General features: G+C 62.8%; 25 protein-coding genes. 11 read left to right on the plus strand and 14 right to left on the minus strand.

All coding sequences use genetic code 11. The features are described 5' to 3' along the window. Positions 1 to 20 precede the first annotated feature (20 nt). On the minus strand, positions 21 to 908 hold the full coding sequence (locus ACFFP0_RS02455; RefSeq protein WP_377255622.1) for a DMT family transporter: 888 nt from the start codon (positions 906 to 908) through the stop codon (positions 21 to 23). Between the two features lie 283 nt (positions 909 to 1,191). Here ACFFP0_RS02455 and ACFFP0_RS02460 point away from each other — a divergent pair, with 283 nt between their 5' ends. The 5 genes from ACFFP0_RS02460 (at position 1,192) to ubiA (ending at position 8,297) form a co-directional block, all read left to right on the plus strand. Continuing rightward, entirely contained in the window at positions 1,192 to 2,490 is a 1,299-nt protein-coding gene (locus tag ACFFP0_RS02460) for an adenylosuccinate synthase (RefSeq protein ID WP_377255626.1), read from the plus strand. A 58-nt stretch (positions 2,491 to 2,548) separates the two neighbouring features. Further along, the gene (locus tag ACFFP0_RS02465; protein WP_377255629.1) at positions 2,549 to 4,996 is read left to right on the plus strand and encodes a hypothetical protein; all 2,448 of its coding nucleotides are present in this window, start codon (positions 2,549 to 2,551) and stop codon (positions 4,994 to 4,996) included. Positions 4,997 to 5,173: 177 nt separating this feature from the next. After that, positions 5,174 to 5,575, plus strand: a complete 402-nt coding sequence (locus ACFFP0_RS02470) for a DUF2946 family protein (RefSeq protein WP_377255632.1) — start codon at positions 5,174 to 5,176, stop codon at positions 5,573 to 5,575. A 158-nt stretch (positions 5,576 to 5,733) separates the two neighbouring features. Next, a complete protein-coding gene (locus ACFFP0_RS02475; RefSeq protein ID WP_377255635.1) occupies positions 5,734 to 7,140 on the plus strand; it encodes a PepSY-associated TM helix domain-containing protein in 1,407 nt (468 codons plus the stop codon). Between the two features lie 242 nt (positions 7,141 to 7,382). After that, positions 7,383 to 8,297 carry a 4-hydroxybenzoate octaprenyltransferase gene (ubiA, locus tag ACFFP0_RS02480; protein ID WP_377255638.1) on the plus strand — a complete coding sequence of 305 codons (915 nt, stop codon included), beginning with the start codon at positions 7,383 to 7,385 and terminating at the stop codon, positions 8,295 to 8,297. 123 nt (positions 8,298 to 8,420) lie between these two features. Here the strand turns inward: ubiA and rpoH are convergent, their stop codons facing one another. The 6 genes from rpoH to ACFFP0_RS02510 form a co-directional block, all read right to left on the minus strand. Further along, complete coding sequence (rpoH, locus tag ACFFP0_RS02485) at positions 8,421 to 9,323, minus strand: RNA polymerase sigma factor RpoH (protein WP_377255641.1); 903 nt, start codon at positions 9,321 to 9,323, stop codon at positions 8,421 to 8,423. 194 nt (positions 9,324 to 9,517) lie between these two features. Further along, a complete protein-coding gene (locus tag ACFFP0_RS02490; protein ID WP_377255644.1) occupies positions 9,518 to 10,306 on the minus strand; it encodes a class I SAM-dependent methyltransferase in 789 nt (262 codons plus the stop codon). A gap of 216 nt (positions 10,307 to 10,522) precedes the next feature. Further along, complete coding sequence (locus ACFFP0_RS02495) at positions 10,523 to 10,840, minus strand: YjiS-like domain-containing protein (RefSeq protein ID WP_377255647.1); 318 nt, start codon at positions 10,838 to 10,840, stop codon at positions 10,523 to 10,525. Positions 10,841 to 10,922: 82 nt separating this feature from the next. Then, positions 10,923 to 11,084, minus strand: coding sequence for a hypothetical protein (locus ACFFP0_RS02500; RefSeq protein ID WP_377255651.1), 162 nt, complete (start codon positions 11,082 to 11,084; stop codon positions 10,923 to 10,925). Between the two features lie 91 nt (positions 11,085 to 11,175). Further along, complete coding sequence (locus ACFFP0_RS02505) at positions 11,176 to 12,009, minus strand: helix-turn-helix domain-containing protein (RefSeq protein ID WP_377255654.1); 834 nt, start codon at positions 12,007 to 12,009, stop codon at positions 11,176 to 11,178. A gap of 59 nt (positions 12,010 to 12,068) precedes the next feature. After that, positions 12,069 to 13,094, minus strand: coding sequence for an RluA family pseudouridine synthase (locus tag ACFFP0_RS02510; protein WP_377255657.1), 1,026 nt, complete (start codon positions 13,092 to 13,094; stop codon positions 12,069 to 12,071). Positions 13,095 to 13,132: 38 nt separating this feature from the next. Here ACFFP0_RS02510 and ACFFP0_RS02515 point away from each other — a divergent pair, with 38 nt between their 5' ends. Together ACFFP0_RS02515 and ACFFP0_RS02520 are read left to right on the plus strand one after the other, a co-directional pair. Continuing rightward, positions 13,133 to 13,519 carry a hypothetical protein gene (locus tag ACFFP0_RS02515; RefSeq protein WP_377255660.1) on the plus strand — a complete coding sequence of 129 codons (387 nt, stop codon included), beginning with the start codon at positions 13,133 to 13,135 and terminating at the stop codon, positions 13,517 to 13,519. Positions 13,520 to 13,530: 11 nt separating this feature from the next. Continuing rightward, a complete protein-coding gene (locus ACFFP0_RS02520; RefSeq protein ID WP_377255663.1) occupies positions 13,531 to 14,352 on the plus strand; it encodes a TrmH family RNA methyltransferase in 822 nt (273 codons plus the stop codon). Positions 14,353 to 14,388: 36 nt separating this feature from the next. On the opposite strand, the gene ACFFP0_RS02525 is transcribed toward ACFFP0_RS02520, so the two are convergent. Together ACFFP0_RS02525 and ACFFP0_RS02530 are read right to left on the minus strand one after the other, a co-directional pair. Continuing rightward, positions 14,389 to 15,600, minus strand: a complete 1,212-nt coding sequence (locus tag ACFFP0_RS02525) for a coiled-coil domain-containing protein (protein WP_377255666.1) — start codon at positions 15,598 to 15,600, stop codon at positions 14,389 to 14,391. Between the two features lie 149 nt (positions 15,601 to 15,749). Further along, positions 15,750 to 16,298 (minus strand): DUF1134 domain-containing protein, encoded by a 549-nt coding sequence (locus ACFFP0_RS02530; protein WP_377256034.1) that lies wholly within the window; start codon positions 16,296 to 16,298, stop codon positions 15,750 to 15,752. Between the two features lie 235 nt (positions 16,299 to 16,533). On the opposite strand from ACFFP0_RS02530, the gene chpT reads away from it, so the two are divergent. Both chpT and ACFFP0_RS02540 read left to right on the plus strand, forming a co-directional pair. Then, the gene (gene chpT / locus ACFFP0_RS02535) at positions 16,534 to 17,181 is read left to right on the plus strand and encodes a histidine phosphotransferase ChpT (RefSeq protein ID WP_377255669.1); all 648 of its coding nucleotides are present in this window, start codon (positions 16,534 to 16,536) and stop codon (positions 17,179 to 17,181) included. A 108-nt stretch (positions 17,182 to 17,289) separates the two neighbouring features. Continuing rightward, positions 17,290 to 17,652: a response regulator gene (locus tag ACFFP0_RS02540; protein WP_377255673.1), complete on the plus strand. Its 363-nt coding sequence runs from the start codon at positions 17,290 to 17,292 to the stop codon at positions 17,650 to 17,652. Between the two features lie 135 nt (positions 17,653 to 17,787). On the opposite strand, the gene ctrA is transcribed toward ACFFP0_RS02540, so the two are convergent. Continuing rightward, positions 17,788 to 18,489: a response regulator transcription factor CtrA gene (gene ctrA / locus ACFFP0_RS02545; protein WP_377255676.1), complete on the minus strand. Its 702-nt coding sequence runs from the start codon at positions 18,487 to 18,489 to the stop codon at positions 17,788 to 17,790. 425 nt (positions 18,490 to 18,914) lie between these two features. Between ctrA and ACFFP0_RS02550 the strand changes: the two genes are divergently transcribed. Beyond that, positions 18,915 to 19,265, plus strand: coding sequence for a flagellar export protein FliJ (locus ACFFP0_RS02550; protein WP_377255678.1), 351 nt, complete (start codon positions 18,915 to 18,917; stop codon positions 19,263 to 19,265). A 234-nt stretch (positions 19,266 to 19,499) separates the two neighbouring features. On the opposite strand, the gene ACFFP0_RS02555 is transcribed toward ACFFP0_RS02550, so the two are convergent. Continuing rightward, the gene (locus tag ACFFP0_RS02555; protein WP_377255681.1) at positions 19,500 to 19,778 is read right to left on the minus strand and encodes a GNAT family N-acetyltransferase; all 279 of its coding nucleotides are present in this window, start codon (positions 19,776 to 19,778) and stop codon (positions 19,500 to 19,502) included. A 107-nt stretch (positions 19,779 to 19,885) separates the two neighbouring features. Between ACFFP0_RS02555 and ACFFP0_RS02560 the strand changes: the two genes are divergently transcribed. Continuing rightward, positions 19,886 to 20,338 (plus strand): paraquat-inducible protein A, encoded by a 453-nt coding sequence (locus ACFFP0_RS02560; protein ID WP_377255684.1) that lies wholly within the window; start codon positions 19,886 to 19,888, stop codon positions 20,336 to 20,338. 155 nt (positions 20,339 to 20,493) lie between these two features. Here the strand turns inward: ACFFP0_RS02560 and sciP are convergent, their stop codons facing one another. From sciP to ACFFP0_RS02575, 3 genes are all read right to left on the minus strand, one after another. After that, entirely contained in the window at positions 20,494 to 20,769 is a 276-nt protein-coding gene (gene sciP / locus ACFFP0_RS02565) for a CtrA inhibitor SciP (RefSeq protein ID WP_018327815.1), read from the minus strand. Between the two features lie 207 nt (positions 20,770 to 20,976). Further along, on the minus strand, positions 20,977 to 21,624 hold the full coding sequence (locus ACFFP0_RS02570) for a sugar transferase (protein ID WP_377256037.1): 648 nt from the start codon (positions 21,622 to 21,624) through the stop codon (positions 20,977 to 20,979). Positions 21,625 to 21,839: 215 nt separating this feature from the next. Beyond that, a complete protein-coding gene (locus ACFFP0_RS02575) occupies positions 21,840 to 22,868 on the minus strand; it encodes a DUF2793 domain-containing protein (protein WP_377255688.1) in 1,029 nt (342 codons plus the stop codon). Positions 22,869 to 22,987: the final 119 nt, after the last annotated feature.

The raw sequence follows: 22,987 nt of genomic DNA on the forward strand, positions 1-22,987 counted from the left end.
GAGGATAACCCGTCTCCCCGTCACGCGGAGGCGGGTTTGCCCCATTCGGCGATCGCGATCCCGCCGAGTGCCAGCGCCAGGGCGGCGACATGGAAGAACTGCAGGTCCTCGCCGATGATGACGACGGAAAGCAGCGTGCCGAAGACCGGCACGAGGTTGATGAACAGCCCGGCCCGGTTGGCGCCGATCTTGCCGACCGCCACGATGTAGAGCACCTGCGCCACCAGCGAGGCGAAAACGGCGGTGTAGAGCACCACGATCCAGCCTGTCAGGTCTGGCCAGATCATCCGGCCGCTTTCATATTCCCAGGCCGCGAGGGGAGCCGAGAAGACGAGCGCGACGAGCGCCGGCACGGCCATCAGCGTCCGCCAGTCGATCATGGGCCGCCACCGGAGCGCGACCGTATAGAGGGCATAACCGACGATCGCGATCATCATGATCGCGTCCCCCATGTTCACGGTCAGCGTCCAGAGCGTCTGGATATCCCCGTGCGCGGCCGTGATGAGGCCGCCCACGAAGGTCAGGGTGAAACCGAAGATCTGCGCCCACGAGACCTTCATCCGGAACAGCGCGAAGTTCATCACGAAGATCAGCATCGGGATGAGCACCTGTTCGACGGTCACGTTGATCGCCGTCGTGTAGTTGACCGCCGTGTAGAGCGCCGCATTGAAGACGACATAGCCCGATATCCCCAGGAATATCAGAATCGGCAGGTGCTTCCTTACGACCGGCCAGTCCTTTCTGATCTGCGGCAGGGAGATCGCGAAGATGATGACGACGGCGAAGAACCACCGCCAGAACGTCAGGATCATCGGGCTCACATGTCCGACGGCAAGCTTGCCCGCCACCGCATTGCCGCCCCAGCACAGCGTCGCGATGACGAGGGAAAGATAGGCCTGTTTATGCAAAATTAAGTCTCCCGCGCCGGCCAGGACGGCGGCGATTTGAAGGGTCGGAGCGGGAAATAGCGCGAGCTTCGCGCTTTTGTCACGTAAAAACCACGACAGAGTCACAAACAGGTCGCTTTCCTTGGGCCAAGGCATTATAGATGCGCCCGTTTGCAGGCCCTGCGCTTTCGATGCCGGGATCTGCGGTAAAATCGGAATGGCGCATCGACCGTAAATCAAAACTGATCTACGGGAGAAGTGCGTGTGGTCGCGTGGGGCTTTGCCCGCAGCACAGGAAGCAAAGATGACGAACGTAGTCGTGGTTGGTTCGCAATGGGGTGACGAAGGCAAGGGCAAGATTGTCGACTGGCTTTCTGAACGCGCCGATATCGTGGTGCGTTTCCAGGGCGGTCACAATGCCGGCCACACGCTGGTCATCGATGGTGTCAGCTACAAGCTTTCGCTGCTGCCTTCCGGCATCGTGCGCCCGGGCAAGATCTCGGTGATCGGCAATGGCGTCGTCCTCGATCCCCATGCGCTGGTCGCGGAAATCGACAAGCTTGCGGGGCAGGGCGTCAAGGTCACTCCCGAAAACCTGCGCATCGCCGACAATGCGACCCTGATTCTCTCGCTGCACCGCGAGCTCGACGGTCTGCGCGAGGACGCCGCCTCCAACAGCGGCACCAAGATCGGGACGACCCGCCGCGGCATCGGCCCGGCCTATGAAGACAAGGTCGGCCGACGCGCGATCCGCGTCATGGACCTCGCCGACATGGAATCGCTGGCGGGCAAGGTCGACCGTATCCTCACCCACCACAATGCGCTGCGTCGCGGGCTGGGAGAAAAGGAAGTCTCCCACGAGGCGATCATGCAGGAGCTGACCTCGGTCGCCGACCGCGTGCTGCCGTTCCGCGAGACCGTGTGGGAACTGCTCGACAGGGAGCGCCGCAAGGGCGCGCGCATCCTTTTCGAGGGCGCGCAGGGCTCGCTGCTCGATATCGACCACGGTACCTATCCGTTCGTCACGTCGTCCAACACCGTCGCTGGCCAGGCCGCGGCCGGTTCGGGCATGGGGCCGGGCGCGCTCGGTTATATCCTCGGCATCACCAAGGCCTATACGACGCGCGTGGGGGAGGGGCCGTTTCCGACCGAGCTCAAGGACGAGATCGGCCAGTTCCTCGGCGAGAAGGGCCATGAATTCGGAACCGTGACGGGCCGCAAGCGTCGGTGCGGCTGGTTCGACGCGGCGCTGGTGCGCCAGTCGGTGGCCACCAATGGAATCACCGGCATCGCGCTCACCAAGCTCGACGTGCTCGACGGGCTTGACGAGCTGAAGATCTGCGTCGGCTACAAGCTCGACGGGGTCCAGATCGACCATCTTCCGGCAAGCCAGGGTGCGCAGGCTCGCGTCGAGCCGGTCTATGTCACGCTGGAAGGCTGGAAGGAATCGACGGTCGGCGCCCGCAAATGGGCGGACCTGCCTGCGCAGGCGATCAAATATGTCAGACAGGTGGAGGAATTGATCGGCGCGCCGGTTGCGCTACTTTCCACCAGTCCGGAGCGGGACGACACCATACTTGTGACTGATCCATTTGAAGATTAAGGTTCACGATTGATTACCAGTGGGCCGGTGAGGAGCCGGCCATCATGAGAAAGTGCTGATGGCTGATTTTGTTGCGGTGATCCGCCGCGCCGTTGACGGGCTGGCGAACAACACGCCGGAAATGCGTGCGAAGGTGTATGACAAGGCTCGTGGCGCCGTCCAGCGGCAGCTCGAGAACATGAAGCCACGCCCGCCGGAAGACATGCTGCGCCGGCAGATGGAAAAGCTCGAAGCTGCCATCATCGAGGTGGAAAGCGAACATGCCGAGGCACTGGAACCAGCCGAAGATGTCGCCGCCGCACCGCAAGGCGTCGAGGATGCGCCGGCCGATCAGCATGTCGGGGAACCGGTTTCCGAATCTCGCATGGAGGAACCGGCTGCCGAGGAATATGCCGGCCTGCCCGCAGCCGAGCAGTTTGAGCAGGAGCAGCCGGCTGCCGCCGCCGATCATGTGCCGGAGCCTGCCGAAGCTTACGAGCCCGAATCGGTAGAGGCGCAGGCTGAGCCTGCTCCTCACGAAGACATCCACGAAGCGCCGGCTCACGCGGATATCCCGCCGGAACCGGTCGCCGAAGAGCCGCGCGCCGAGGAGCCCGTCGCCCTGCATCAGGTGGCTGAAGCTCCGATGGTCCATGAGGAGCTGGCCGCCCACGAGGAACTGGCCGCCCCGAAATACGGCGACTGGCGCGACGACCTGCCGCCGGACGAGCCTTCCTTCGACGCGCCGGCCCATGTCGACCCGGAGCCCGAGCCCGTCCGGCTTTTCCCGAAGGAACCGGAACCGGCTGTTATCAGGCCGGTCGAGGACGCCGTCTCCTACGCCGCGCATGATGAACCGGAGGTCGAGCAGCACACCGCTCCCGAGGTCACGGGCGGGTGGGACAACCATGCACAGCAGCCCGCTGAAACGCCGAAGCCCGAGGAAGACTGGGGCTGGCAGGAAACTCCCGCTCCTGCTTCCAGCGAGGGGCAGGGTGTGGCCGCCGTCTGGAACGATGTGCCCGAGCTGGTGCCGGCGGGGCCTGTCGAGCCGATCGACCAGGGAGCCAAGGCGGAAGCTGTCGATGCGCATTTCGACCCGGCGACCCATGCCGCTGCCGATACGGTGCGGATGCCCTCGGTTTCCGAGCTTCCGGATATTCCGCCGCAGCCTGCGGCAGCCGGCGCGGCGAGCGCCGATCCTTTCGCCGACTATGTCAATCCGCAGCCGAAGACGGACGCCAAGCCTGCCGAGAGCGACCCCTGGGGCGATCTCGAGGAACTGATCGGTTTCAGCAAGAACGGCTCCGCAGCGGGCGGGACGTCGCGCAACGCGCTTCATACGGACGCCGATGCCGACGACCTGATGCCTGCCCCGGCCCGGCCCTATCGGGTCACGCCGGTCCGCAAGCGCAATTATGCCGGCATCATCCTTACCGTCATCGGCCTGGCTCTGGTCGGCGCCGGCGGCTATGCGATCTGGCTCAACCGGGATTCGCTGAACGACATGGTGGACGGCCTGATCGAATCGAGCCTGTCCGGCAGCCAGACGGCGCAGCAGACGCCCGCGCCCGCGCCATCTGCCCCGCCGCCGCGCCAGACGCCCGCGGCGCCAAGCCCGGCGCCTCAGAACAATGCGGCCAATACCCCGGCTCCCGCGGCACCCCGTCCGGCAGACGGCACCACGGCCGCGAGCAAATTCACCCAGCGCCTGATGGCGGACGGCAGCGAGGTCGACGAGGGTCCGGGCGGCACGGGCAGCCTGGCCCAGAACGCCGAAGGCCAGTCGGTCGCCCAGCTCAACACGCCGCCGGCCGCTTCGCCCAACGGGCAGGCGCCTGCGGCAACGGCACCGGCGTCCAACGGAACCGCTCCGACAGGAACGCCCCCGGCTGCACCTGCCCCGAATGTTGCGGCGCCGGCCGGCAATGCTCCCGCGACGAGCCCGGCGGATGCACCGGCGCTCGCGGGCGAGAAGATATTCCTCTATGAGGAGCGGATCGGCCAGACGGCGCCGACGGCGATCGATGGGGCCGTCTCCTGGGCGCTGCAACGCGAACCGGGGCAGGGCGGCCGGCCGGAGCCTGTCGTCCAGGGCCGGATCACCGTGCCGGCCAGGGGGCTTTCCGCGCTTGTCACGCTGAAGCGCAACACGGACCCGTCGCTGCCGGCAAGCCATCTGATCGAGATCGTCTTCGCCGTGCCGCCGGATTTCGAAGGCGGAGCGATCGACAGCGTGCAACGGATCGCGATGAAGCAGACGGAGCAGGATCGCGGCAACGCGCTGATCGCCGTGCCGGCCAAGATCACCGACGATTTCCACATGATCGCGCTCAACGATTTCCCGGATGCGCGCGCGACTAATCTGGAACTGCTGCGCAGCCGCAACTGGATCGACATTCCGGTCGCCTACCGCAATGGCCGCAGAGCCTTGCTCACGCTCCAGAAGGGGCCGGAAGGCGAGCGCGTCTTCAACGAAGCGATCCGCGAATGGAGCACGCTCGGCGCGACGCCGACCGGCCAGTAAAACGCGTTGAATCACCAGAGATCCGCCTGCGACCGTCGTGGGCGGATTTTTTTGTTGGCCGTGCGGCGGTTAACCGGTGCGGCGCATCGGCAATGTGCGCGGTCGACAGCAATGCGCACGGTCGGCCGGGCGAGAATGTCGCGTTGACAGACTCGGCATGACCGATCATCAAGGGCGATGCGCATAATCAGGCAGATCATCGGCGACGCGGCGAGCGGCGGGGTTCTCTCCGCCCTGATCGCGTTCATGCTGCTGTTGCAGGGAATGATCGGCGGCTATGCGCAAGCCGGAATGATGTCGCTCGACGACGAGGCCGGCATCATCTGCACGGAACATGGCGCCGGCGCTTCGACGCAGCGGGAGCCTGCCGAAAAATCCTGGCCTTCCTGTTGCGGCATGGCCTGCCAGGCGTTTTCTTCGCTGACATCTCCGCTGCCGGTTTCCGGGCCGGCGCTTGTCGCGCCTCTGCTCGTCGAGGTGGCCGCGGCGGATACTTCCGGCACAACAGGCGTCACGCCCCGCGCGCTCGGCCTGACGAGGGAAGCGCGCGCTCCACCTATATCTCCCATCCGGTTCTGACGTCGTTCGTCTGCCGGCGGGCTTGCCGCCGGTCCACCCGTGATTGATGGAGATATCATGTTTTCCTTCCGACCCGTTGTGGCGGCGCTTCGCGCCTGCTTGCGGACACGCTTCATGCGCTACACCTCATGTTCATGCCTTCCGAAGGGAGGCACGCCGTGAAGACCGTCCGTCCAGCGACCGGCGCGTCTTCGTCGGCCCTCAGACTCTTCGTAATGCGCCTGCATTTCTACGCGGGGCTGTTCATCGGCCCCTTCATTTTCGTCGCGGCCCTGAGCGGCACGCTCTATGTGCTGACGCCGCAGATCGAGGATGTTCTCTATCGCGAACAGTTGCTGTCGAAGACGGCCGGCACCCCGCAGCCTCTGGCGGTCCAGATCCAGTCCGCCCGTTCCGCCGTCGGAGAAGGGCCGAGGCTTTTCGCTGTCCGGCCGGCGGCCGGGGACGGGCAGGCGACGCGGGTCATGTTCACGCAGACGGGCCTCGGCGATTCGGAAAACCGGGCGATCTTCATCGATCCGGTTTCGCTCGCGGTCCAGGGCGATCTCGTCGTCTACGGGACGAGCGGCATCCTGCCGTTCCGCACGGCGCTCGACTACCTGCATCGCAACCTGCTGCTCGGCGATCTGGGGCGCAACTACAGCGAACTGGCCGCTTCGTGGCTGTGGGTAGCCGTTCTGGGCGGCGTGCTCCTGTGGTTCTGGCAGAAGAGAACTCCGAAATCCGCGAGCGCGAGAGGTGCGTCGGCGCGGCGCCTGCACACAACGATCGGCCTCTGGATCTCCGTCGGATTGCTCTTCCTGTCGGCGACGGGCCTGACATGGTCGCGCTGGGCCGGCGACAATATCGACCGTTTCCGCACGGAAGCGGGATGGATCACGCCGTCCGTATCGCTCGATCTCGGGGGTGGAAATGCCGCCGCCGGCGGAGAGCATGCGGAACACCAGGGACATGGCGGGACAACCGCGCCGTCATCCGCGCCGCTGATGTCGGAAGCGGAACTGGCGGCCCGGACGGACGAGGTTCTTGCCGTGGCGCGGGCGGGCGGCATCGATTCGCCGATGGTCGAGATCCGTCCGCCACGCGCGGCCGGAAAGGCGTGGATGGTGCGCGAATATGATCGTCGATGGCCGACACAGGTCGATACGATCGCGATCGACCCCGACACCATGGCGATCACCAGCCGGGCCGATTTCGAGACGTTTCCGATCGTCGCCAAGCTGATCCGCTGGGGGATCGATGCGCATATGGGCATCCTGTTCGGGATGGCGAACCAGATCGTCATGGCGGCGCTCGGTATCGCGCTGATGGTGGCGATCGTCTATGGATACCGCATCTGGTGGCTGCGGCGACCGTCGCCCGGCAATGCGCAGCGCACGCTGATCAAGGCATGGTCCTATCTTTCCGTCCGGGCAAAGCTGCTCTCCGTCATCGCCGCCATCGCGCTTGGCTGGGCGCTGCCCCTGATGGGCGCCAGCCTGGCCGCCTTCGTCTGCATCGACCTGGTTCGCTGGGGCCTGACGGGGCTCTGGGAAAATCCGGGCAAGGGTGAAAAACCGGCATAGCCTGAGATCGGCCGGAGAAGGGTGCCGGTGTTCCGCGGTAAACCGCGGAGGCCGGCATTTCCCCGTCTTGCCCGGCAGGTGGTCGCCGATGTGGAAGCAGCGCAGGGAGTGGCGCTGAACCCGCCGTTCGCAGCGCCGGCGTTGCGGACGGTCTTCCTTGCCTAAAATATCCTGGTGAAGCATTCTGCGCCTCGATTGTCGCAGAGCCCTGTTTTCACGACGAAGAGATTTGGATGACGCCCATGAACACTTTGAGCCATTCGGACCTGAGCGATATTCGCCGTGGCGACTGGGTGGATCGCCGATTGCCCATGGCATGGCGGCCCTATACGCGTCTGGCGCGGCTCGATCGTCCGGTCGGAATATGGCTTACGCTCTTCCCTTGCTGGGCCGCGCTTGTCCAGGCATCGCACGGCTTTCCGGACCTGCGGCAACTGGCTGTCTTCTCCCTTGGCGCCCTGCTGATGAGAAGCGCCGGCTCCACGGTCAACGACATTGCCGACCGGAAGTTCGACGGCCATGTCGAGCGGACCCGCTTTCGCCCTCTGGCAAGCGGGCAGATCGGCGTGCGGCAGGCACTTGTCTTCCTGATCGCCCAGCTAGCTTTGGCGGCTTCGCTTCTGTTTTTCCTGACGCCCTATACGCGTCTGGTCGCGGTATGCGTCCTGCCGCTCGTATTCATCTATCCGCTCTGCAAACGCTTCACCCATTGGCCCCAGGCGGTTCTCGGAGCGGCGTTCAATTGGGGGATGCCGATGGCATGGGCCGAGGTTACAGGGCAGATTCCGCCTGGCGCCGTGCTGATGTGGCTCGGGGCCGTCGCGTGGCAGATCGGTTATGACACCGTCTACGCCTATGTCGACGTGAAGGACGATACCCGCCTCGGCCTGAAATCGACGGCGATCCTGTTCGGCCGGCGCGGCAAGGCCTGCATTGCCCTGTTCTACGCCGTGACGGTCGCGGCGTGGTCGCTTGGAGGCTGGATGTCGGGCATGTCGCTGCCCTATGCCGTTGGAATGCTGGTGATCGCCGCGCACCTTGCCTGGCAGACCTGGCGGATCGACCTTGTCCGCCCGGACGTGAATTTCCGCCTGTTCATGGCCAATATCCTGACCGGCGTGCTGCTGGCAGGCGCGGCCTTCATCGGCACATGGTGAGCAGAAAAAAATCTGCCGCAGGTTTTGAAGCCATGCGGCAGATTCTTGCGGCAGCGAGCATTTCGCCCTTTTGTTCAGGGGCTGCTGCGGCGGCAGCCCCTTTCCGTTGCCCGTTTTGCCTGGTCAGGCGTCGACGACCCGGAGCGCATTCGCCTGGGCGAGCGCTTCCTTCTGCACGGCTTCCTGCACCTTTTCGAAGGCGCGAACCTCGATCTGGCGGACACGTTCACGGCTGATGTCGAATTCGGCCGAGAGTTCTTCCAGGGTCACCGGGTCCTCGGACAGACGACGGGCCTCGAAGATGCGGCGTTCGCGGTCGTTCAGCACGCCCAGGGCCTTGGACAGCATCCGGCGGCGCGTGTCGAGCTCGTCCTGTTCGATCAGTACTTCTTCCTGGCTATCGTGATCGTCCACCAGCCAATCCTGCCATTGGCCGGATTCGCCTTCGGTGGCGCGGATCGGCGCATTCAGGGAGGCGTCACCCGTGAGGCGGCGGTTCATGGAAACCACCTCCTCTTCGGAAACGTTCAGCTTGGTGGCGATCTCCTTGACCTGATCCGGCTTCAGATCGCCCTCGTCGATCGCCTGGATGCGGCCCTTCAGCCGGCGCAGGTTGAAGAACAGGCGCTTCTGATTGGCCGTCGTGCCCATCTTCACGAGCGACCAGGAGCGCAGGATGTATTCCTGGATGGACGCCTTGATCCACCACATCGCATAGGTCGCCAGACGGAAGCCGCGATCCGGGTCGAACTTCTTGACGGCCTGCATGAGGCCGACATTGCCCTCGGATACGACTTCGCCGATCGGCAGGCCGTAACCGCGATAACCCATGGCGATCTTGGCGACGAGGCGCAGGTGGCTCGTCACCAGCTTGTGGGCGGCATCACGGTCGCCATGTTCGGCATAGCGTTTCGCAAGCATGTATTCCTGCTGGGGCTCCAGCATCGGGAACTTGCGGATTTCGTCGAGATAACGGTTGAGGCCGGCTTCGCCGGCGGTAATGGAAGGCAAAGTATTGCGGGCCATAAAGCACCCCTTTCCGATCGTTGTCGGCTCCCTCTTGAGATTAGCGATGCATGCTGAAGGCGAACCGAAATGGCGCGGGTCATTTCCGACCCCGCACCAACCCAGCTAACAAATAAGTACGGCGGAACCGTGATTCAAGAGATCACGGATGCGTTATACCATTACAGTCTCGTAATGTTCCGCCCATATGATTCCTACCGGTAGACTCGCTCCGAAAACGCACTCATTCCCGATCGCACCATCAATTCATAGACCATGCGGCGGCTCATGGGATTGTGCAATCGTGCGACATTTGAACCCAGGAACTCCGTTTTCACATGGTCGAACGCGAGCAGGTCCTTCGCTTCGGCGATCACTTTCTCATAGAAGGCGTGGAACCCGGTGCGGCACACATAGGTCTTGTATTTCGTCATGCAGAATGCCGAGAAGGCGCCTTCCTTCTGCCGGAGGAAGTCGGAAACCCCGACCGTGACTTCCGGCCAGGCCGGATTGAACGTGTCGTCGAAGGCGATGATGCCGTGATCGGCAAGCGTATCCGTCGCCAGCGCGGCATCGGTGACGACGTGATGGAGCATATGACCGCCGTCTATGCTGAAGAAACGCGTGCGACCGACCTTTCCGACAATGTCCTCCGCCTTCAACCGGGCAGTATCCCCGGTGATGATGAGATCCTCTTCGACAGCCAGACCGAGGCGCCTGCCGTTGTCGATGAAACGGTTATACTGGGGTGCGGCACCGTCCGTCGTCCGTCCGATGTCGAAGAGGTCGATTCCGAGGACCCTGGCGCTGCTGCCTTCGCTGATCTTCCGGAGCAGGAAATAGGATCGTCCGTAAAAGACGCCGATCTCCGCGATGCCGCCCTCCAGCCCATTCCTCTGCTGAGCCTGCAGAAGAGAAAGAAAGACCAGTGAATCGGGCGGGTCGATATAGCCCTCGATCATTTGCAGATCGTGGAAAATGAATTTCCGGAGGGCTGAGTTCATGTCCTGTACGTCTCTCGAATCCCGCTTGTATTGAAATGCAGATACGGATTTTTCTGTGTACAACCCAGGATTTTTAACTTGAAGATATCCGAATTTCATTTTGAAACGCAGGAAGTATGAAGAATCGAGCAAAATTTTGTCAGTGCTTCTGCATGTTACGATTGGCTTATGAAAGATGATGCATCATATTGAACTTCATCACCTTCCCGAGATGCTTCACGGACCTTTCCGTTCCAACGCGTGCGAGCTGCTGCGGCGGTAACGGCTGTAGTCGCTGCCATAAGCCTGGCTGCGCGAGAGGCCGATATCCTTCAGCTGATCGTCGCAGAGTTCAAGCAGCGCCAGACGATTGCGGCGGCGGCGCAATGTTTCGGCAATCAGGTGGATCAGCCGGCCGATCGGTGTCCGCCTGACGGGTGGTTCGGCACTCTCCTCCTCCGCCGCGACCGGATTGCCGGCGAGATGCGGCAGGTGAATGGCAAGATCATAGTGTTCCGAAACGCGGTCGAAGACCGCCCGGTTCTCATTCCTCATGGCTTTTCTCCCGAAATGACGGCCGGTCACGGTCGACCGGCTTTTTTAGCGAGGCGGGCGGTTGCTCCCGCCTCCTTCATGCTTATTTGTCTGCGGTCTGGATGGGTCTGGCCGCAGCTTCCGCCTCCCGGAGCGCCTCGGCACATTCCTCGCAACAGACCTCCACCGTCTTGCCGCCGATCTTCACGGCAATCCGCGTCGCGTCGAGTTCGCAGTCGCAGGCCGCGCAGGTGTTCTCTTTCATGGTGTCATCTCCCGGTGTTGAGCTTGCGAGAGAAGAAAAGCATTTTGGCGGGTATTCCCGCTGTCAGAATCTTTAGCGATCTTGTCGGATGCTATCTGAGCCCGGCGAAACGCTGGAACTCCGCCGGCGTGCGTCCATAGGCCTGGCGGAAGGCGGCGGAGAAATGGCTATGGCTCGAAAAGCCGAGTTCGAGACCGAGCCGGGTCAGATCGTCATAGCTGCCGAGCAGGTCGAGCGCCCGGGCGAGCCTGAGCCGGAGCTGGTAGCGGTAGAGCGGCGTTCCTTCCACCTGCTGGAAGACCTGCGTGAGGTAGACGGGCGAAACGCCGGCCTCCGCGGCGATTTCGGCAAGCGTCCAGCGGCGGGCGAGGTCGGAAGAGAGGGCGAGCTTGGCCCGATCCACCAATTTCTGGCGGCCGGCGCTCGCCGTCGCGGCGCGGGCGGTCCGTTCCCCGACGGCGCGTCGCACCAGTGTCATGGCCAGTGTTTCGCCTTCCAGGGTTTCGGCCCTGCCGCGCATCAGGCTATGGCGGAGCAGGGCGACGAGAGCCTGGGCGCGGGCGTCGATGCGTAGCCGCTGCTTGTTGAAGACGAAGCGAGCCCCCCTGGGATTGCGATGCGCCTGCGGCACCAGCTCATCCAGCATGGCCTCGGGAACGTCCATGCTGAGGCAGGCGTCGCCGCCTTCCACCGGGTGGCTGATCTGGTAGCCCTGATCGCAGTTGAAGAAGAGCACTTGGTTGGCTTCCGCAACCGTATCGTCCCGGCCGACATGCCGTATGAACACGCCGCGATACGGAAAGACCAGGCTCGTCGCGTGCGAGCATTCCTCGTCGCTCCGATGCCGGCACTCGCCGTTGCAGACGACGTCGCGGACCTTGATCAGGTCGGTATCGAGCAGCTTCCGGACGGCGAACTGGCTCATTGGGGCCTCCCATTGTCGTCCGGCAATATACGCTCAGCCGGCGCCGGCAACCACCCGATTCATGCTCTCAACGCGTCGATCAGCTCTTCCATGTCCTTCGGCACGGGAGCCTCGAATTCCATCACCTCGCCGGTGCGGGGATGTTCGAAGACCAGCAGATAGGCGTGCAGCGCCTGACGCGGAAAGCGGCTGACGATATCCTTCGCCGGCTCCGGCAGAAGGTTCGCCTTGGTCCTGAAGCCTGCGGAATAGTCCGGGTCGCCGATCAGCGGATTGCCGATATGGGCCATGTGGACGCGGATCTGATGGGTGCGGCCGGTTTCCAGCCGGCACTCGATCAGCGAGGCGAGAGCGGTGGCGTCCGGCTTCTCGTGGAAACGTTCGATCACTTCGTAATGGGTGACGGCCTCGCGGGCGCCGTCGCTGTCCTCACGCTTCACGGCCCTCTTGGTCCGGTCGGAACCGGAGCGCCCGAGCGGCGCGTCGATCGTGCCGCGCAGCCCCTTCGGACGTCCCCAGACCACCGCCTGATACGCGCGTTCGAGCGGTCCCGAGCGGCCATGGTCGGCAAACTGTTCGGCGAGATGCCGGTGGGCGATGTCGTTCTTGGCGACGACCATGACGCCGCTCGTATCCTTGTCCAGGCGGTGGACGATGCCGGGACGCCTGACGCCGCCGATGCCGGACAGGCTCGTGCCGCAATGGTGGATCAGCGCGTTGACCAGCGTGCCCGTCCAGTTGCCCGCGCCGGGATGGACGACGAGGCCGGCGGGTTTGGCGATGACGATCAGGTCGTCGTCCTCATAGAGCACATCGAGCGGGATATCCTCGCCCTTGGGCTCCGGGTCCTCCGGCTCGGGAAGTCCGATCTCGATTTTGTCGCCCGCCGCGATCTTTTTCTTCGGCTCGGTGACCGGCCTGCCGTTCAACAGGACGGCGCCCTGTTCGATCAGGCTCTTGATACGGCTGCGGGAGAATTCGCCCTCCAGCTCCAGGGTGAGCCAGGCATCCAGCCGGCCTTCCGCCTCTTCTCCGGCGGTGAGGACTTTTCTCGGGCGCTCTGCTTCGTTAAAGGGATCGTTCATTCAATCATTCCGATAGAATTCCAGACAAGGACGCCCCCATGCCCCAACCCGATATCGAGGAACAGGAAGAGCCGCTTGATCCGGCAATGGAGAGAATCCGCCGGAAGATGGTGCTCCTGCAGCTCGTTTCGGGCGGGATCTTGTTCGTCTGCTTTATGGCGGTCCTTGCGGCCGTTGTCTACAAGGTCGCGCAACGTCCCGATACGCCGGCGCCGGTCGCCTCCACGGGTGGGTTCTCGGTTCCCGCCGGCCAGCCGCTTGCGGCGACCGCGGAACTGCCGGCCGGCTTTGCCGTCCAGTCCGTGTCGCTCTCCGGCAGCCAGATCCTTTTCTACGGCCTGCTCGACGGCGGCCAGAAGGCGCTGGTCTTCGATCTTGCCGCCGGCCGCATCGTCGCGGATGTGACGATCGCCGTTCCGCGATAGTGGTCGCCATCATGGAGCCGATCCGCATCGACGACGCGGACGATCCCCGGATCGGCGAATTCCGGTCGATCCGGGAGCGTGACCTGACCGGCCGGGAAGGGCGGTTCATCGCCGAAGGAACGGTCGTGCTCCGGATGCTCGCCGCCACTCATCTGAGAGGCGGCGATTTTGTGGCGGAGAAGATCCTGCTGCTCGAAAACCGGGTTCCCGGTCTGGCGGAAATCCTCGCGGAGTTTCCGGCGGATGTGCCGGTCCATGTCGCCTCCAGCGCCGTGCTCGACCGGATCGCCGGCTTTCATCTCCACCGCGGCGTCCTGGCCTTGGGCCGGCGCAGGCAGGAGAGAACTACCGCCGAGTTGATCGGCGGCCTGCCTGAACAGGCTCTGGTCGTCGCGTGCTTCGGAATTTCCAATCACGACAATATCGGCTCGATCTTCCGTAACGCGGCCGCCTTCGGCGCCGATGCCGTGTTGCTCGACGGGGCCTGTTGCGACCCCCTTTACCGCAAGGCGCTGCGCGTCTCGGTCGGGGCGGTTCTTTCTGTGCCCTATGCAAGGAGCGGCACGACGGCCGATATCCTCGCCGCGCTGACGGAGCAGAGGTTTGCGGTTTGGGGGCTCTCACCCTCCGGCGCGGTGGAAATCCGCGACGTTCCGGCCTCCGGCCGCATGGCGCTGATCACCGGCACGGAAGGCGAAGGGTTGCCACGCGATATCCTGTCGCGCATCAGGACTGCACGGATCGCCCAGGCGCCGGGCCTGGACAGCCTGAATGCCGCGACGGCGACCGGCATCGCGCTTTACGAGATCGCCATGGCACAGGGCAGATTGTAGGGGCCGGGGCGTCACCTTCGGTGCCTAATTGAGCGCTCAGCTCGTGCCTTCTCGCACGGCGGCCAGCGCCTTCTTCGACCGGGTCGACAGGCTTTCCCGTTTGCCGTTACCGGATTTTCCGGACAGGATCTTGTGGATCGGCGAGGACGTGCCTTCCACGGCGGCGGTCAACGCCACCATGTTGGCGGCGATCGACGCGAGTTCCTGGCGGATCGCCTCGTCATCGCCTCTGTCGCCGTCCTGCAGGCGCTTGGAGAGCGCCGCGGCGCGGCTGCGGGTTTCTTCGGCCATTTCCGCTATCCCCGGATTGTCGTCGGCTCCCTTGGAAATCCGGGCCTGTTCCGGCGGCGGCGCATGGGGCAGTTCGCGCAGTTTGATATCCTCCGGATTGATCTTCTTTCGCGGAGCCGATGCCTTCACGCCCGGCTTTCCGTGCGCCGAATCGCGAAGGGCGCGGCTTGCCTCCCGTGCCTCGGCGTTGGCCGCCTTGAGCTTTTCCCGGAGGCGTCCGATTTCGGCAATCCGCCGTTCCAGCGCCTCTTCCCTGTCGGTGCGGTCGGCGATCTCGCGGGCCAGCTTGTCCTCCAGCCGCTGGACCCGGTTTTCCTCCTGGGCCAGCCGCGTCTCGGCGTCCTTGGCGCGTGTGGTCTGCAGCCGCACGTCGTTGCGCAGTGTATCGCGTTCGTCGCGCAGCGCCGTGATGCGGAACTTCAGGTTCTCCACCTCCGTATCGCGGGTGGAAAGGTCGATGCGGAAATTGTCGGCATCGGTCATCATCCGAACCTGGCGCTGCTGCAGGGTCTCGATCTCGAGGTCCTTGGCTGTGACGGCCTCTTCAGCGGCTTGCAGCGCCGCTTTCAATTGCTGGATATAACTGTCTTCCTGACGCAGGCGCGAGCGGGCGTCGGCGGCCTCGACATCCATGTTTTCGATCTGGTTGCGCAGATCGGCAGCCTCTCCCTGAAGGCGCTTGACCTCTTCGGCGAGGGCGTCGTTCTGAAGTTGCTGCGCTACGGTCCTGTCCCGCTCCTGAACCAGCTCCTGTTTGGTGCGGGCATTTTCGGCGGCATAGACGGCGCGTGCCATGTCGCGCTGGGCGCGTACTTCCTGCGGGCTGATCGGTAGCGTCGCTTTGATGCGGTTTTCGGTGTAGCGGACGACGCGCCCGTGGATTGCCGGCGCGACCAGCATCGCCAGGAGTGCGGCGCTTAAGAAACCCAAGCCGAACAGAAGAACAAATTCGATCACGACGATGCCGTTTCGCGAGCTGGATCGGAGTGCGCGCCCTGTTTAAGCACGGGCGCATTCAACCGGCAAGCGCCCAGGAGGCGGATGACCGGCCGCCAGGATGAAATCCACGAGAGGTCCTCCGGCGACCGGAGGATGAATGCCTGGCCTCAGAACGGGTTCCAGGTCGGCGAGCGGGTGAGCTTCAGATAACCGACGTTGATGCCGAGGCGGGCGCCGATGCCGGTGCGGATCGGCACCAGGATCACATTATTGTTGCGCAGCACGGTCATGCCGACGCCGGCGACGACGAAGGCCGAGCCCGAAACGCCGCCGAAGCGGGCATAAAGGGCATCGACGGAGGGCAGGTCGTAGACCAGCATCATGGCGCGGGTGCCCTGGCCGCCGTAATCGATGCCAAGCGAGGGGCCCTGCCAGAAGACGGGGTGCTGGCCGGCATTTTTCGTATAAAGCTCGCCTTCGCCATAGGTAAGGCCGGCGATGAAGGCGCCGGAACCTTCCTGGCCGAGGATGTAGCCGTTCGGCAGGCCGTATTTCTGGAAGGCGTTTTCGACGACCTTCGCAAGTCCACCGCTGGTGGAGCCGAAGAAGCCGTGGCCGGCATCGACGATCTCCTGGGCCGAATACTGGCTGGAACTCTGCTGGGCAGAGGCAGGGCCAGCGCAGAGCAGCGCGGCTGCGACCATGGCAAACACCATCGCGGCAAACCGGGCGAAGGTGGAAAATGTGCGGATGCGCATTGTCAGATCCATCAATTGTATCGTCCAGAGCCTGCCTCACGCATCATGCTTAAGGCCCGGCTATTTTGGAGGCATGGTCTTAACAATCGGTTTACCAAATATGGTGTCATTATGACCGCAGCATTGCTCCATCTCCACGCAATCTTGACGTGGCAGAACGAAGCCGGGGCCATTCGTACAGCAGGAGACCTACATGCCGAAGAATCCGAATCTCACCCTCAGTGGGCCAGATCTTGCGGCACTTCTGTGCAGCCGCGTCTGCCATGACGTGATCTCTCCCGTCGGCGCGATCAACAACGGCCTCGAACTGCTCGACGAGGGAGCCGCGGACAGCGACGCGCTCGATCTCATCCGCACGTCCGCGCTCAATGCTTCCGTCCGTCTCAAATTCGCACGTCTCGCCTTCGGCGCATCGGGCTCGGTCGGCGCGTCGATCGACACCGGCGAGGCGGAAAAGGCCGCGAAGGACTATGCCGCGGCCGAGAAGAAGACCGAGGTCACCTGGAGCGGCCCAAGGGCGATCATCGCCAAGAATCGCGTCAAGCTGCTTCTCAACCTTTTCCTCGTCGCCTATGCGGGCATTCCCCGCGGCGGTTCGGTCGACGTGGTGCTGGAGAATCCGGAATACGACGCGAAGTTCATCATCACCGTGAAGGGGCGGATGATGCGTGTGCCGGCGAAATTCGCCGAGATCTCCACCGGCACCCTGGAAGAGCCGGTCGACGCCCATTCGATCCAGCCCTATTACACGGTCCTGCTTGCCGAAGAGTGCGACATGGACCTGAAATACGTGGTTTCCGAGGACAAGATCGTCTTCATCGCCGAAAGTGTGGCTGCCTGACGCGAATCGGCACCCGTTTCGCCTCCAGGTAACCATTCCTTAGTGCCGCACCCCTAAAGATAGTCGTTCGTAGCCCCAGGGCGGGCGGCTAGCATCAGGGAGAATGCGATGCAGCGTTTGATGATTGCCGACAATTCGGACATTGTCCGCAAGGTCGGCAAGCGGATACTCTCCGAATTGGGCTTTCTCGTCGCCGAAGCGGGCAGCGCCCGCGAAGCCATCACGCGCTGCCACACCGAACTGCCGAACTTCATGATCGTCGATGCCGCCCTGGAAGGCGCGCTCGAACTCATCGCCGCCGTTCGCGCCCTGCCGAATGGCAAGAGCGTGCGGATCTTCTATTGCGTGATCGAGGCGGACCTCAGGAAGATGATGGTCGGCAAGCGCGCCGGGGCCGACGACTTCCTTCTGAAGCCTTTCGACCGCAAGATCCTGACCTCGGTCTTCTCGGGGCTGGCGCAGGCAGCCTGAAGCCCGCGATCCTCAATTTCCTTTGTCGACGGCGGCTCTCGATGGGCCGCCATTTTCATTTACGCATCGCCGCAGGCAAAATAAAACGCCCGCCAGTTGGCTGGCGGGCGTTTTGAAAGGGGGAGGCGAGGGAGATCAGGCGATTTCGGCGTAATCGCTGCCGTCGGGTTCGCGCAGCACGTAGCCGCGGCCCCAGACGGTTTCGATGTAGTTTGCGCCGCCTGCGGCATTGGCAAGCTTCTTGCGCAGCTTGCAGATGAAGACGTCGATGATCTTCAGTTCCGGCTCGTCCATGCCGCCATAGAGATGGTTGAGGAACATTTCCTTGGTGAGCGTGGTGCCCTTGCGGAGCGAGAGAAGCTCCAGCATCTGGTATTCCTTGCCCGTCAGGTGCACACGCTGGCCACCGACTTCGACGGTCTTCGCATCGAGGTTCACGATCAGTTCGCCGGTGATGATGATCGACTGGGCATGGCCCTTCGAGCGGCGGACAATCGCGTGGATGCGGGCGACCAGTTCATCCTTGTGGAACGGCTTGGTCATGTAGTCGTCGGCGCCGAAACCAAGGCCACGAACCTTGTCTTCGATGCCGGCCATGCCGGACAGGATGAGGATCGGGGTCTTGACCTTCGACAGCCTCAGCGTGCGGAGCACTTCGTAACCCGACATGTCGGGGAGGTTGAGGTCAAGGAGAATGATATCGTAGTCGTAGAGCTTGCCGAGATCGACGCCCTCTTCACCGAGGTCGGTGGTATAAACGTTGAAGCTTTCCGATTTCAGCATCAGCTCGATGCTCTGGGCAGTCGCGCTGTCATCTTCGATGAGTAGAACCCGCATAATTTTCCCCTTTACCGCCGCGTAAGGTACCTTCTCGCCCCCTTACTCGTTACGGATCCAGACTGTGCCTGATTTGGAAGCTGCCACTAAATGGTTAACAAATTATGATTCACCCTGGCAAGGTACATCAATTCATTAAGCAAAATTAGCAGCCGCCTGATTTCCCTTAGGGATTGGCCATCACCAAGATTGAATCAGCGGATGAGGAAATTCCGCTAAGTGATTCATTCGACTCGCACATCGTCGCGGCCAATTCAGGCCTTGGCATTTACCGACCCTTAAACGATCGTCCTTATCATTAATGATGCCCGTAAATGAAAGGTTAATGCGGAGGCTATTTTGTTAACGCCGCAGAAATTTTTTGGTCCGGAGTGTGACAAGCCGGATGTACGGGTCTGGGTCTCGCTATCCACGGAGTATTGCGTATGAAGTCGCGTGACAGCCTGGTTCGCCTGAAGGGTTTTCAGGTTAACGAAAAGCGCCGCCAGTTGCAGCAGTTGCAGATGATGATGGCCGAATTCGAGCGAATGGCCAAGGAGCTCGAACATCAGATCACCCTCGAAGAGAAGAAATCGGGCATCGCCGATCCGAATCACTTCGCCTATCCGACCTTTGCAAAGGCAGCCCGCCAAAGGGCGGACAATCTGCAGGTCTCGATTCGCGAGCTGAAGGTTCAGCAGGAAAGTGCGGAACTGGCGCTTGAGGAAGCGGAAGCGGAACTCGCCAAAGCTTCGGCGCTCGAAGAGCGTGACGGCGGAATGCGCGCCCGGGCCTGACAAACCGGGCGGTACGTTGCTGAATGTTTCAACGTGGGGCGGCGCCTTGGCGCCAGTGCCCCTTTTCCGTTTTGGTGTTCCGGCCCGGCGCCGGCGCTTTTCCCGCGGAGCGTGTCGCGATCTTGCAGGCGCCAGAGCGCCGTACGCCCGAACGGCGCACCAAGGACGCTCTGATCCTTTGAATCTGGAGCATCTTATCTGCGTTCAGGTGATTCCACCTGAGCGCAGGATGCACTAGCGGAGAATGTCCTGCCAATCGGGATGGCGCTCCACCTGGGCCTTGAAGAAGGGGCAGAGGGGAATGACCTTCCAGCCGCCCTTGCGGGCTTCTTCGACGGCATGCAGCGCCAGCGCCTGGCCGACTCCCTTGCCGCGCAGCGCATCCGGAACGCCGGTGTGATCGATGATGATGAGTTCGGGAGAGGCGCGCGAATAGGTCATTTCGGTATAATGACCGTCCACTTCCGCGACATAACGCCCGCCAGATCCGGTTTCCTCGTTTGCAATATTCATGATCGCTCCGCTTTTTCCTGATCGTGGATGATGTAATACGTGACAGGCCCGAGGGAAATAGCGACAGGGCGTCCTGAAAGGTTACGCATCGTCAACAGGGGAAAGCGATGAACTGGCTGCGGCCGCTTCTTCTCGTGCTCGCCGCGGTTTTCCTGGCGCTGGGGCTCGTCCTGCCGATCATCCGTTTCGAGCGGCTTTATTTCTTCAGCGAGACGCCGTCGCTGATCGAGCTGGTGGGGGCGCTGTTCCAGACCGGAGATGTGGGGCTGGCGCTGGTGGTCGGGCTGTTTTCGATCGTGTTTCCGGTCTTCAAGCTTACCGGGCTTGCGATGCAGTTTTCCGGTCTCGCCGGCAGGGCGGGGCTTTTCAGCCGGGTGCTGCCGCATCTTTCCAGATGGTCGATGATGGATGTCATGCTGGTGGCGATCGTGGTTTTCGCGGCAAAGAGCAGTGGATTGGCTGCCGCGGTTTCGCAGCCGGGGCTCTGGTTCTACGCGGCCTCGGCGGTGATCGCCGGGCTTTTGCCGTCGCTGGCGAGGATCGGCCCGAAGGGGACCTGAGCGACGCTACGGTACAAACAAACCGGACAAACTAAAAATGCCGCTGCAACCGGGGCAGCGGCATCCTTGTCATGCGTGCGGGCGGAACCCGCGAATTCGTGCTCGGTGCGACGCAATTCCAGGAAAACCGGTCTCCAATTTTCCTGGGATTGCTCCTAGTGGCGGTACTGCTGGATGCGTGTGGTGCGCAGGCCAGCAAGGCCATGATCGTTGATGGAGGACTGCCAGGACAGGAATTCTTCGACGGTGAGGGTATAACGCTCACAGGCTTCTTCCAAGCTCAACAGGCCACCGCGAACCGCGGCAACCACCTCTGCCTTTCGCCGGATGACCCAGCGGCGCGTATTGGCCGGTGGAAGATCGGCAATCGTCAACGGGCTGCCATCGGGACCGATGACATATTTTACTCGGGGGCGTATCATTTCGGTCATTGGACTCTCTACACAACACAAGACCACATCGCGAACCCTAGCGCCCCAGTTTTAACATTTGACTAAACAGGTTGCAGCATTTGTGCAGAGCTTGCCGATGGTCGTTCTGCGTGTTCTGCCGCAGACGGCAACAAGCCCCCGGGCCGGAGGCAACCGGGTGCCGGACGTTTGCCGTTCCTGGGTGGGCGGCATGAAAAAGGCCAGTGATTAGAAACCCTTGCCGCCGCGAAGTTCTGCGAGGACGGTTCCGAACATGATGCGCAGATCGAATAGGATCGAGAAATTGTCGATGTAATAAAGGTCGCAGGCAATGCGGGCGCGCGCCTTGCCGGGACGATCCGTCGGCCCGCGAAGGCCGCGCATCTGTGCCAAACCGGTCATGCCCGGCTTCACCGAATGGCGGCGATGATAGTCCGGAACGAGGTCCTCGTAGGGGATGCCGGCGGCGAGCATTCCGATCGCGTGGCAGCGCGGCCCGACCAGCGACATGTCGCCTTTCAGGACATTCAGGAGCTGCGGCAATTCATCGATATTGGTCTTGCGGATGAGGGCGCCGATTCGGGTAATGCGCGGATCGTTCTTGACCGTCTGGGCCACCCCCGTCGCGTCACCCAGATCGGTGCGCATGGAGCGGAACTTGTATACCCGGATCTTGCGGCAGTCCTTGCCCCAGCGGACCTGCGTGAAGAGGGCAGGCCCCGGGCTGTCCATGCGGATCATGAACGCAACGAGCAGCAGGAGCGGCAGAAGCACGAGCAGGGCCGCCAGCGAAACGCCGATATCGATCGCGCGCTTGACGAAAAGCTGCAGCTGGGTGCTCCCGCCCCGCCCGTCGAGGATGGCCGTGTCCTGGATAACTGACGACGTCAGCGGCGCAACGTCCCTGCCGTTAACCGCCACATAAGCTGTGTCGTCATGCAGATTAGAAACGCTCAAACCGGTCACCCGCATTTTGTCCCGCAGCCCCCTGCCGGCTAGTGATGCCCCTTAATATAACACCTCGTCGCGGGTGTCATCAGCCAAGTTAAGATCTGGTTAACGATGAATAGAATCTTTTTCGCATCGCAGCATCACAGCATAGTCAAAGATATTTCCGTCCTGCCCGCTCCAAGCTCCAATTGTGCGGTACCCGCATGCCCCAGGGTGAGGTAATCGCCCCCGGAAAGAGAAAAAACGCCTGTCGCGGACTGCATTTGTGCTCCCCCGGCAACACCGTTCATGAAAATGAGCGTCTGCGTTCCGTTGAGCATCAGGCTGGTGGTGTGACCCGACGATGTCAGCACCGCGACATTGAGGCCGAGGAGGTAGGGGCCGGCTGCCGGCACGACGACGCGGTTGCCGCCTCCGGGCGCTGTCGCGCCGAGGGTAAATCCGCCCTGGTTGAGGGCGAGCGTCGTGAAACCGCTCTGCTGGCCGGCTGTCGGCGCGAAGCTGACACCCGTCCGGTATGCGCGGGCCGTCGGCTGGTTCGGCCGGGAGACGTGGCCGGCGGGGGAGATCGAAAGGCCGGTATTCCAGGCGCCGCCGTCGCTCACCTTGACGGAGAAGGCGTCGTTGCCGGCAAGGCCCATTTCCGCGTGGCCGGTCCAGTTCGTCTGGAAGAGCAGGGAGGCCGTGTCGCCGGACGCGGCCTTGTTGACCTTGATCTGGTGGCCGTTGCCCGCGTGGTTGAAGAGGCTGGCGGCGGCGGAGACGACGAAGCGATTCGTATTGTCCGCCGTGGCGTTTATCCCGAGTTCGGCGAAGCTGCCGCTGTCAGGCAACGGAATGTCCTGCCAGGAGACGCCGGAAAACACCTTGAGTGCGGCAGAGGCGATAAACCAGGCACGCCAGCCGCCTTTCGGCTCGGCGAAGCTCCAGAAGCCGTCCTGCCAGATGGCGATCCTTCCCCCTTTGCCGGTCCAGGCGTCGGTGGGCGTCGTCGCGACCAGATAGCAGGCTCCTTCCGGAGGCGAGCTGGGTGGAGCGGGCTGCTCGGCCAGGATCGTCAGGTGCACCAGGGCGTCCAGCCTCTGCAGCGCTTCGTTGTGGGTCACATGCTTCTGCGCCTGCGAAGGCAGGATGAAGGGCATCTTCAGGTTGACGGTGGTCTCGGCCATGGCTCTCTCCGTTCTTGCTCGCCGGCGAGTCTACGGCTCGCGCGGGGAACGGGGAGGCGGTGGAGGCTAAGCGTTTGAGAAACCTTGGCCGGCCTGCCCGAAACATGCCCGCGGCAATG

The organism is Neorhizobium puerariae (genome assembly GCF_042429745.1).
GTDB classification, from domain to species: Bacteria; Pseudomonadota; Alphaproteobacteria; order Rhizobiales; family Rhizobiaceae; genus Neorhizobium; species Neorhizobium puerariae.

Excerpts from the sequence above, each read along its gene's own strand:
- ACFFP0_RS02515 (WP_377255660.1), top strand. The coding sequence starts at position 13,133 with ATGCCCCAACCCGATATCGAGGAACAGGAAGAGCCGCTTGATCCGGCA.
- ACFFP0_RS02490 (WP_377255644.1), bottom strand. The coding sequence starts at position 10,306 with ATGAACTCAGCCCTCCGGAAATTCATTTTCCACGATCTGCAAATGATC.
- ACFFP0_RS02505 (WP_377255654.1), bottom strand. The coding sequence starts at position 12,009 with ATGAGCCAGTTCGCCGTCCGGAAGCTGCTCGATACCGACCTGATCAAG.
- chpT (WP_377255669.1), top strand. The coding sequence starts at position 16,534 with ATGCCGAAGAATCCGAATCTCACCCTCAGTGGGCCAGATCTTGCGGCA.
- ACFFP0_RS02550 (WP_377255678.1), top strand. The coding sequence starts at position 18,915 with ATGAAGTCGCGTGACAGCCTGGTTCGCCTGAAGGGTTTTCAGGTTAAC.
- ACFFP0_RS02540 (WP_377255673.1), top strand. The coding sequence starts at position 17,290 with ATGCAGCGTTTGATGATTGCCGACAATTCGGACATTGTCCGCAAGGTC.
- ACFFP0_RS02500 (WP_377255651.1), bottom strand. The coding sequence starts at position 11,084 with ATGAAAGAGAACACCTGCGCGGCCTGCGACTGCGAACTCGACGCGACG.
- ACFFP0_RS02470 (WP_377255632.1), top strand. The coding sequence starts at position 5,174 with ATGCGCATAATCAGGCAGATCATCGGCGACGCGGCGAGCGGCGGGGTT.
- ACFFP0_RS02560 (WP_377255684.1), top strand. The coding sequence starts at position 19,886 with ATGAACTGGCTGCGGCCGCTTCTTCTCGTGCTCGCCGCGGTTTTCCTG.
- ACFFP0_RS02555 (WP_377255681.1), bottom strand. The coding sequence starts at position 19,778 with ATGAATATTGCAAACGAGGAAACCGGATCTGGCGGGCGTTATGTCGCG.
- ctrA (WP_377255676.1), bottom strand. The coding sequence starts at position 18,489 with ATGCGGGTTCTACTCATCGAAGATGACAGCGCGACTGCCCAGAGCATC.
- ACFFP0_RS02530 (WP_377256034.1), bottom strand. The coding sequence starts at position 16,298 with ATGGTGTTTGCCATGGTCGCAGCCGCGCTGCTCTGCGCTGGCCCTGCC.
- sciP (WP_018327815.1), bottom strand. The coding sequence starts at position 20,769 with ATGACCGAAATGATACGCCCCCGAGTAAAATATGTCATCGGTCCCGAT.
- ACFFP0_RS02460 (WP_377255626.1), top strand. The coding sequence starts at position 1,192 with ATGACGAACGTAGTCGTGGTTGGTTCGCAATGGGGTGACGAAGGCAAG.
- ACFFP0_RS02520 (WP_377255663.1), top strand. The coding sequence starts at position 13,531 with ATGGAGCCGATCCGCATCGACGACGCGGACGATCCCCGGATCGGCGAA.
- ACFFP0_RS02465 (WP_377255629.1), top strand. The coding sequence starts at position 2,549 with ATGGCTGATTTTGTTGCGGTGATCCGCCGCGCCGTTGACGGGCTGGCG.
- ACFFP0_RS02510 (WP_377255657.1), bottom strand. The coding sequence starts at position 13,094 with ATGAACGATCCCTTTAACGAAGCAGAGCGCCCGAGAAAAGTCCTCACC.
- ACFFP0_RS02495 (WP_377255647.1), bottom strand. The coding sequence starts at position 10,840 with ATGAGGAATGAGAACCGGGCGGTCTTCGACCGCGTTTCGGAACACTAT.
- ACFFP0_RS02575 (WP_377255688.1), bottom strand. The coding sequence starts at position 22,868 with ATGGCCGAGACCACCGTCAACCTGAAGATGCCCTTCATCCTGCCTTCG.
- rpoH (WP_377255641.1), bottom strand. The coding sequence starts at position 9,323 with ATGGCCCGCAATACTTTGCCTTCCATTACCGCCGGCGAAGCCGGCCTC.
- ubiA (WP_377255638.1), top strand. The coding sequence starts at position 7,383 with ATGAACACTTTGAGCCATTCGGACCTGAGCGATATTCGCCGTGGCGAC.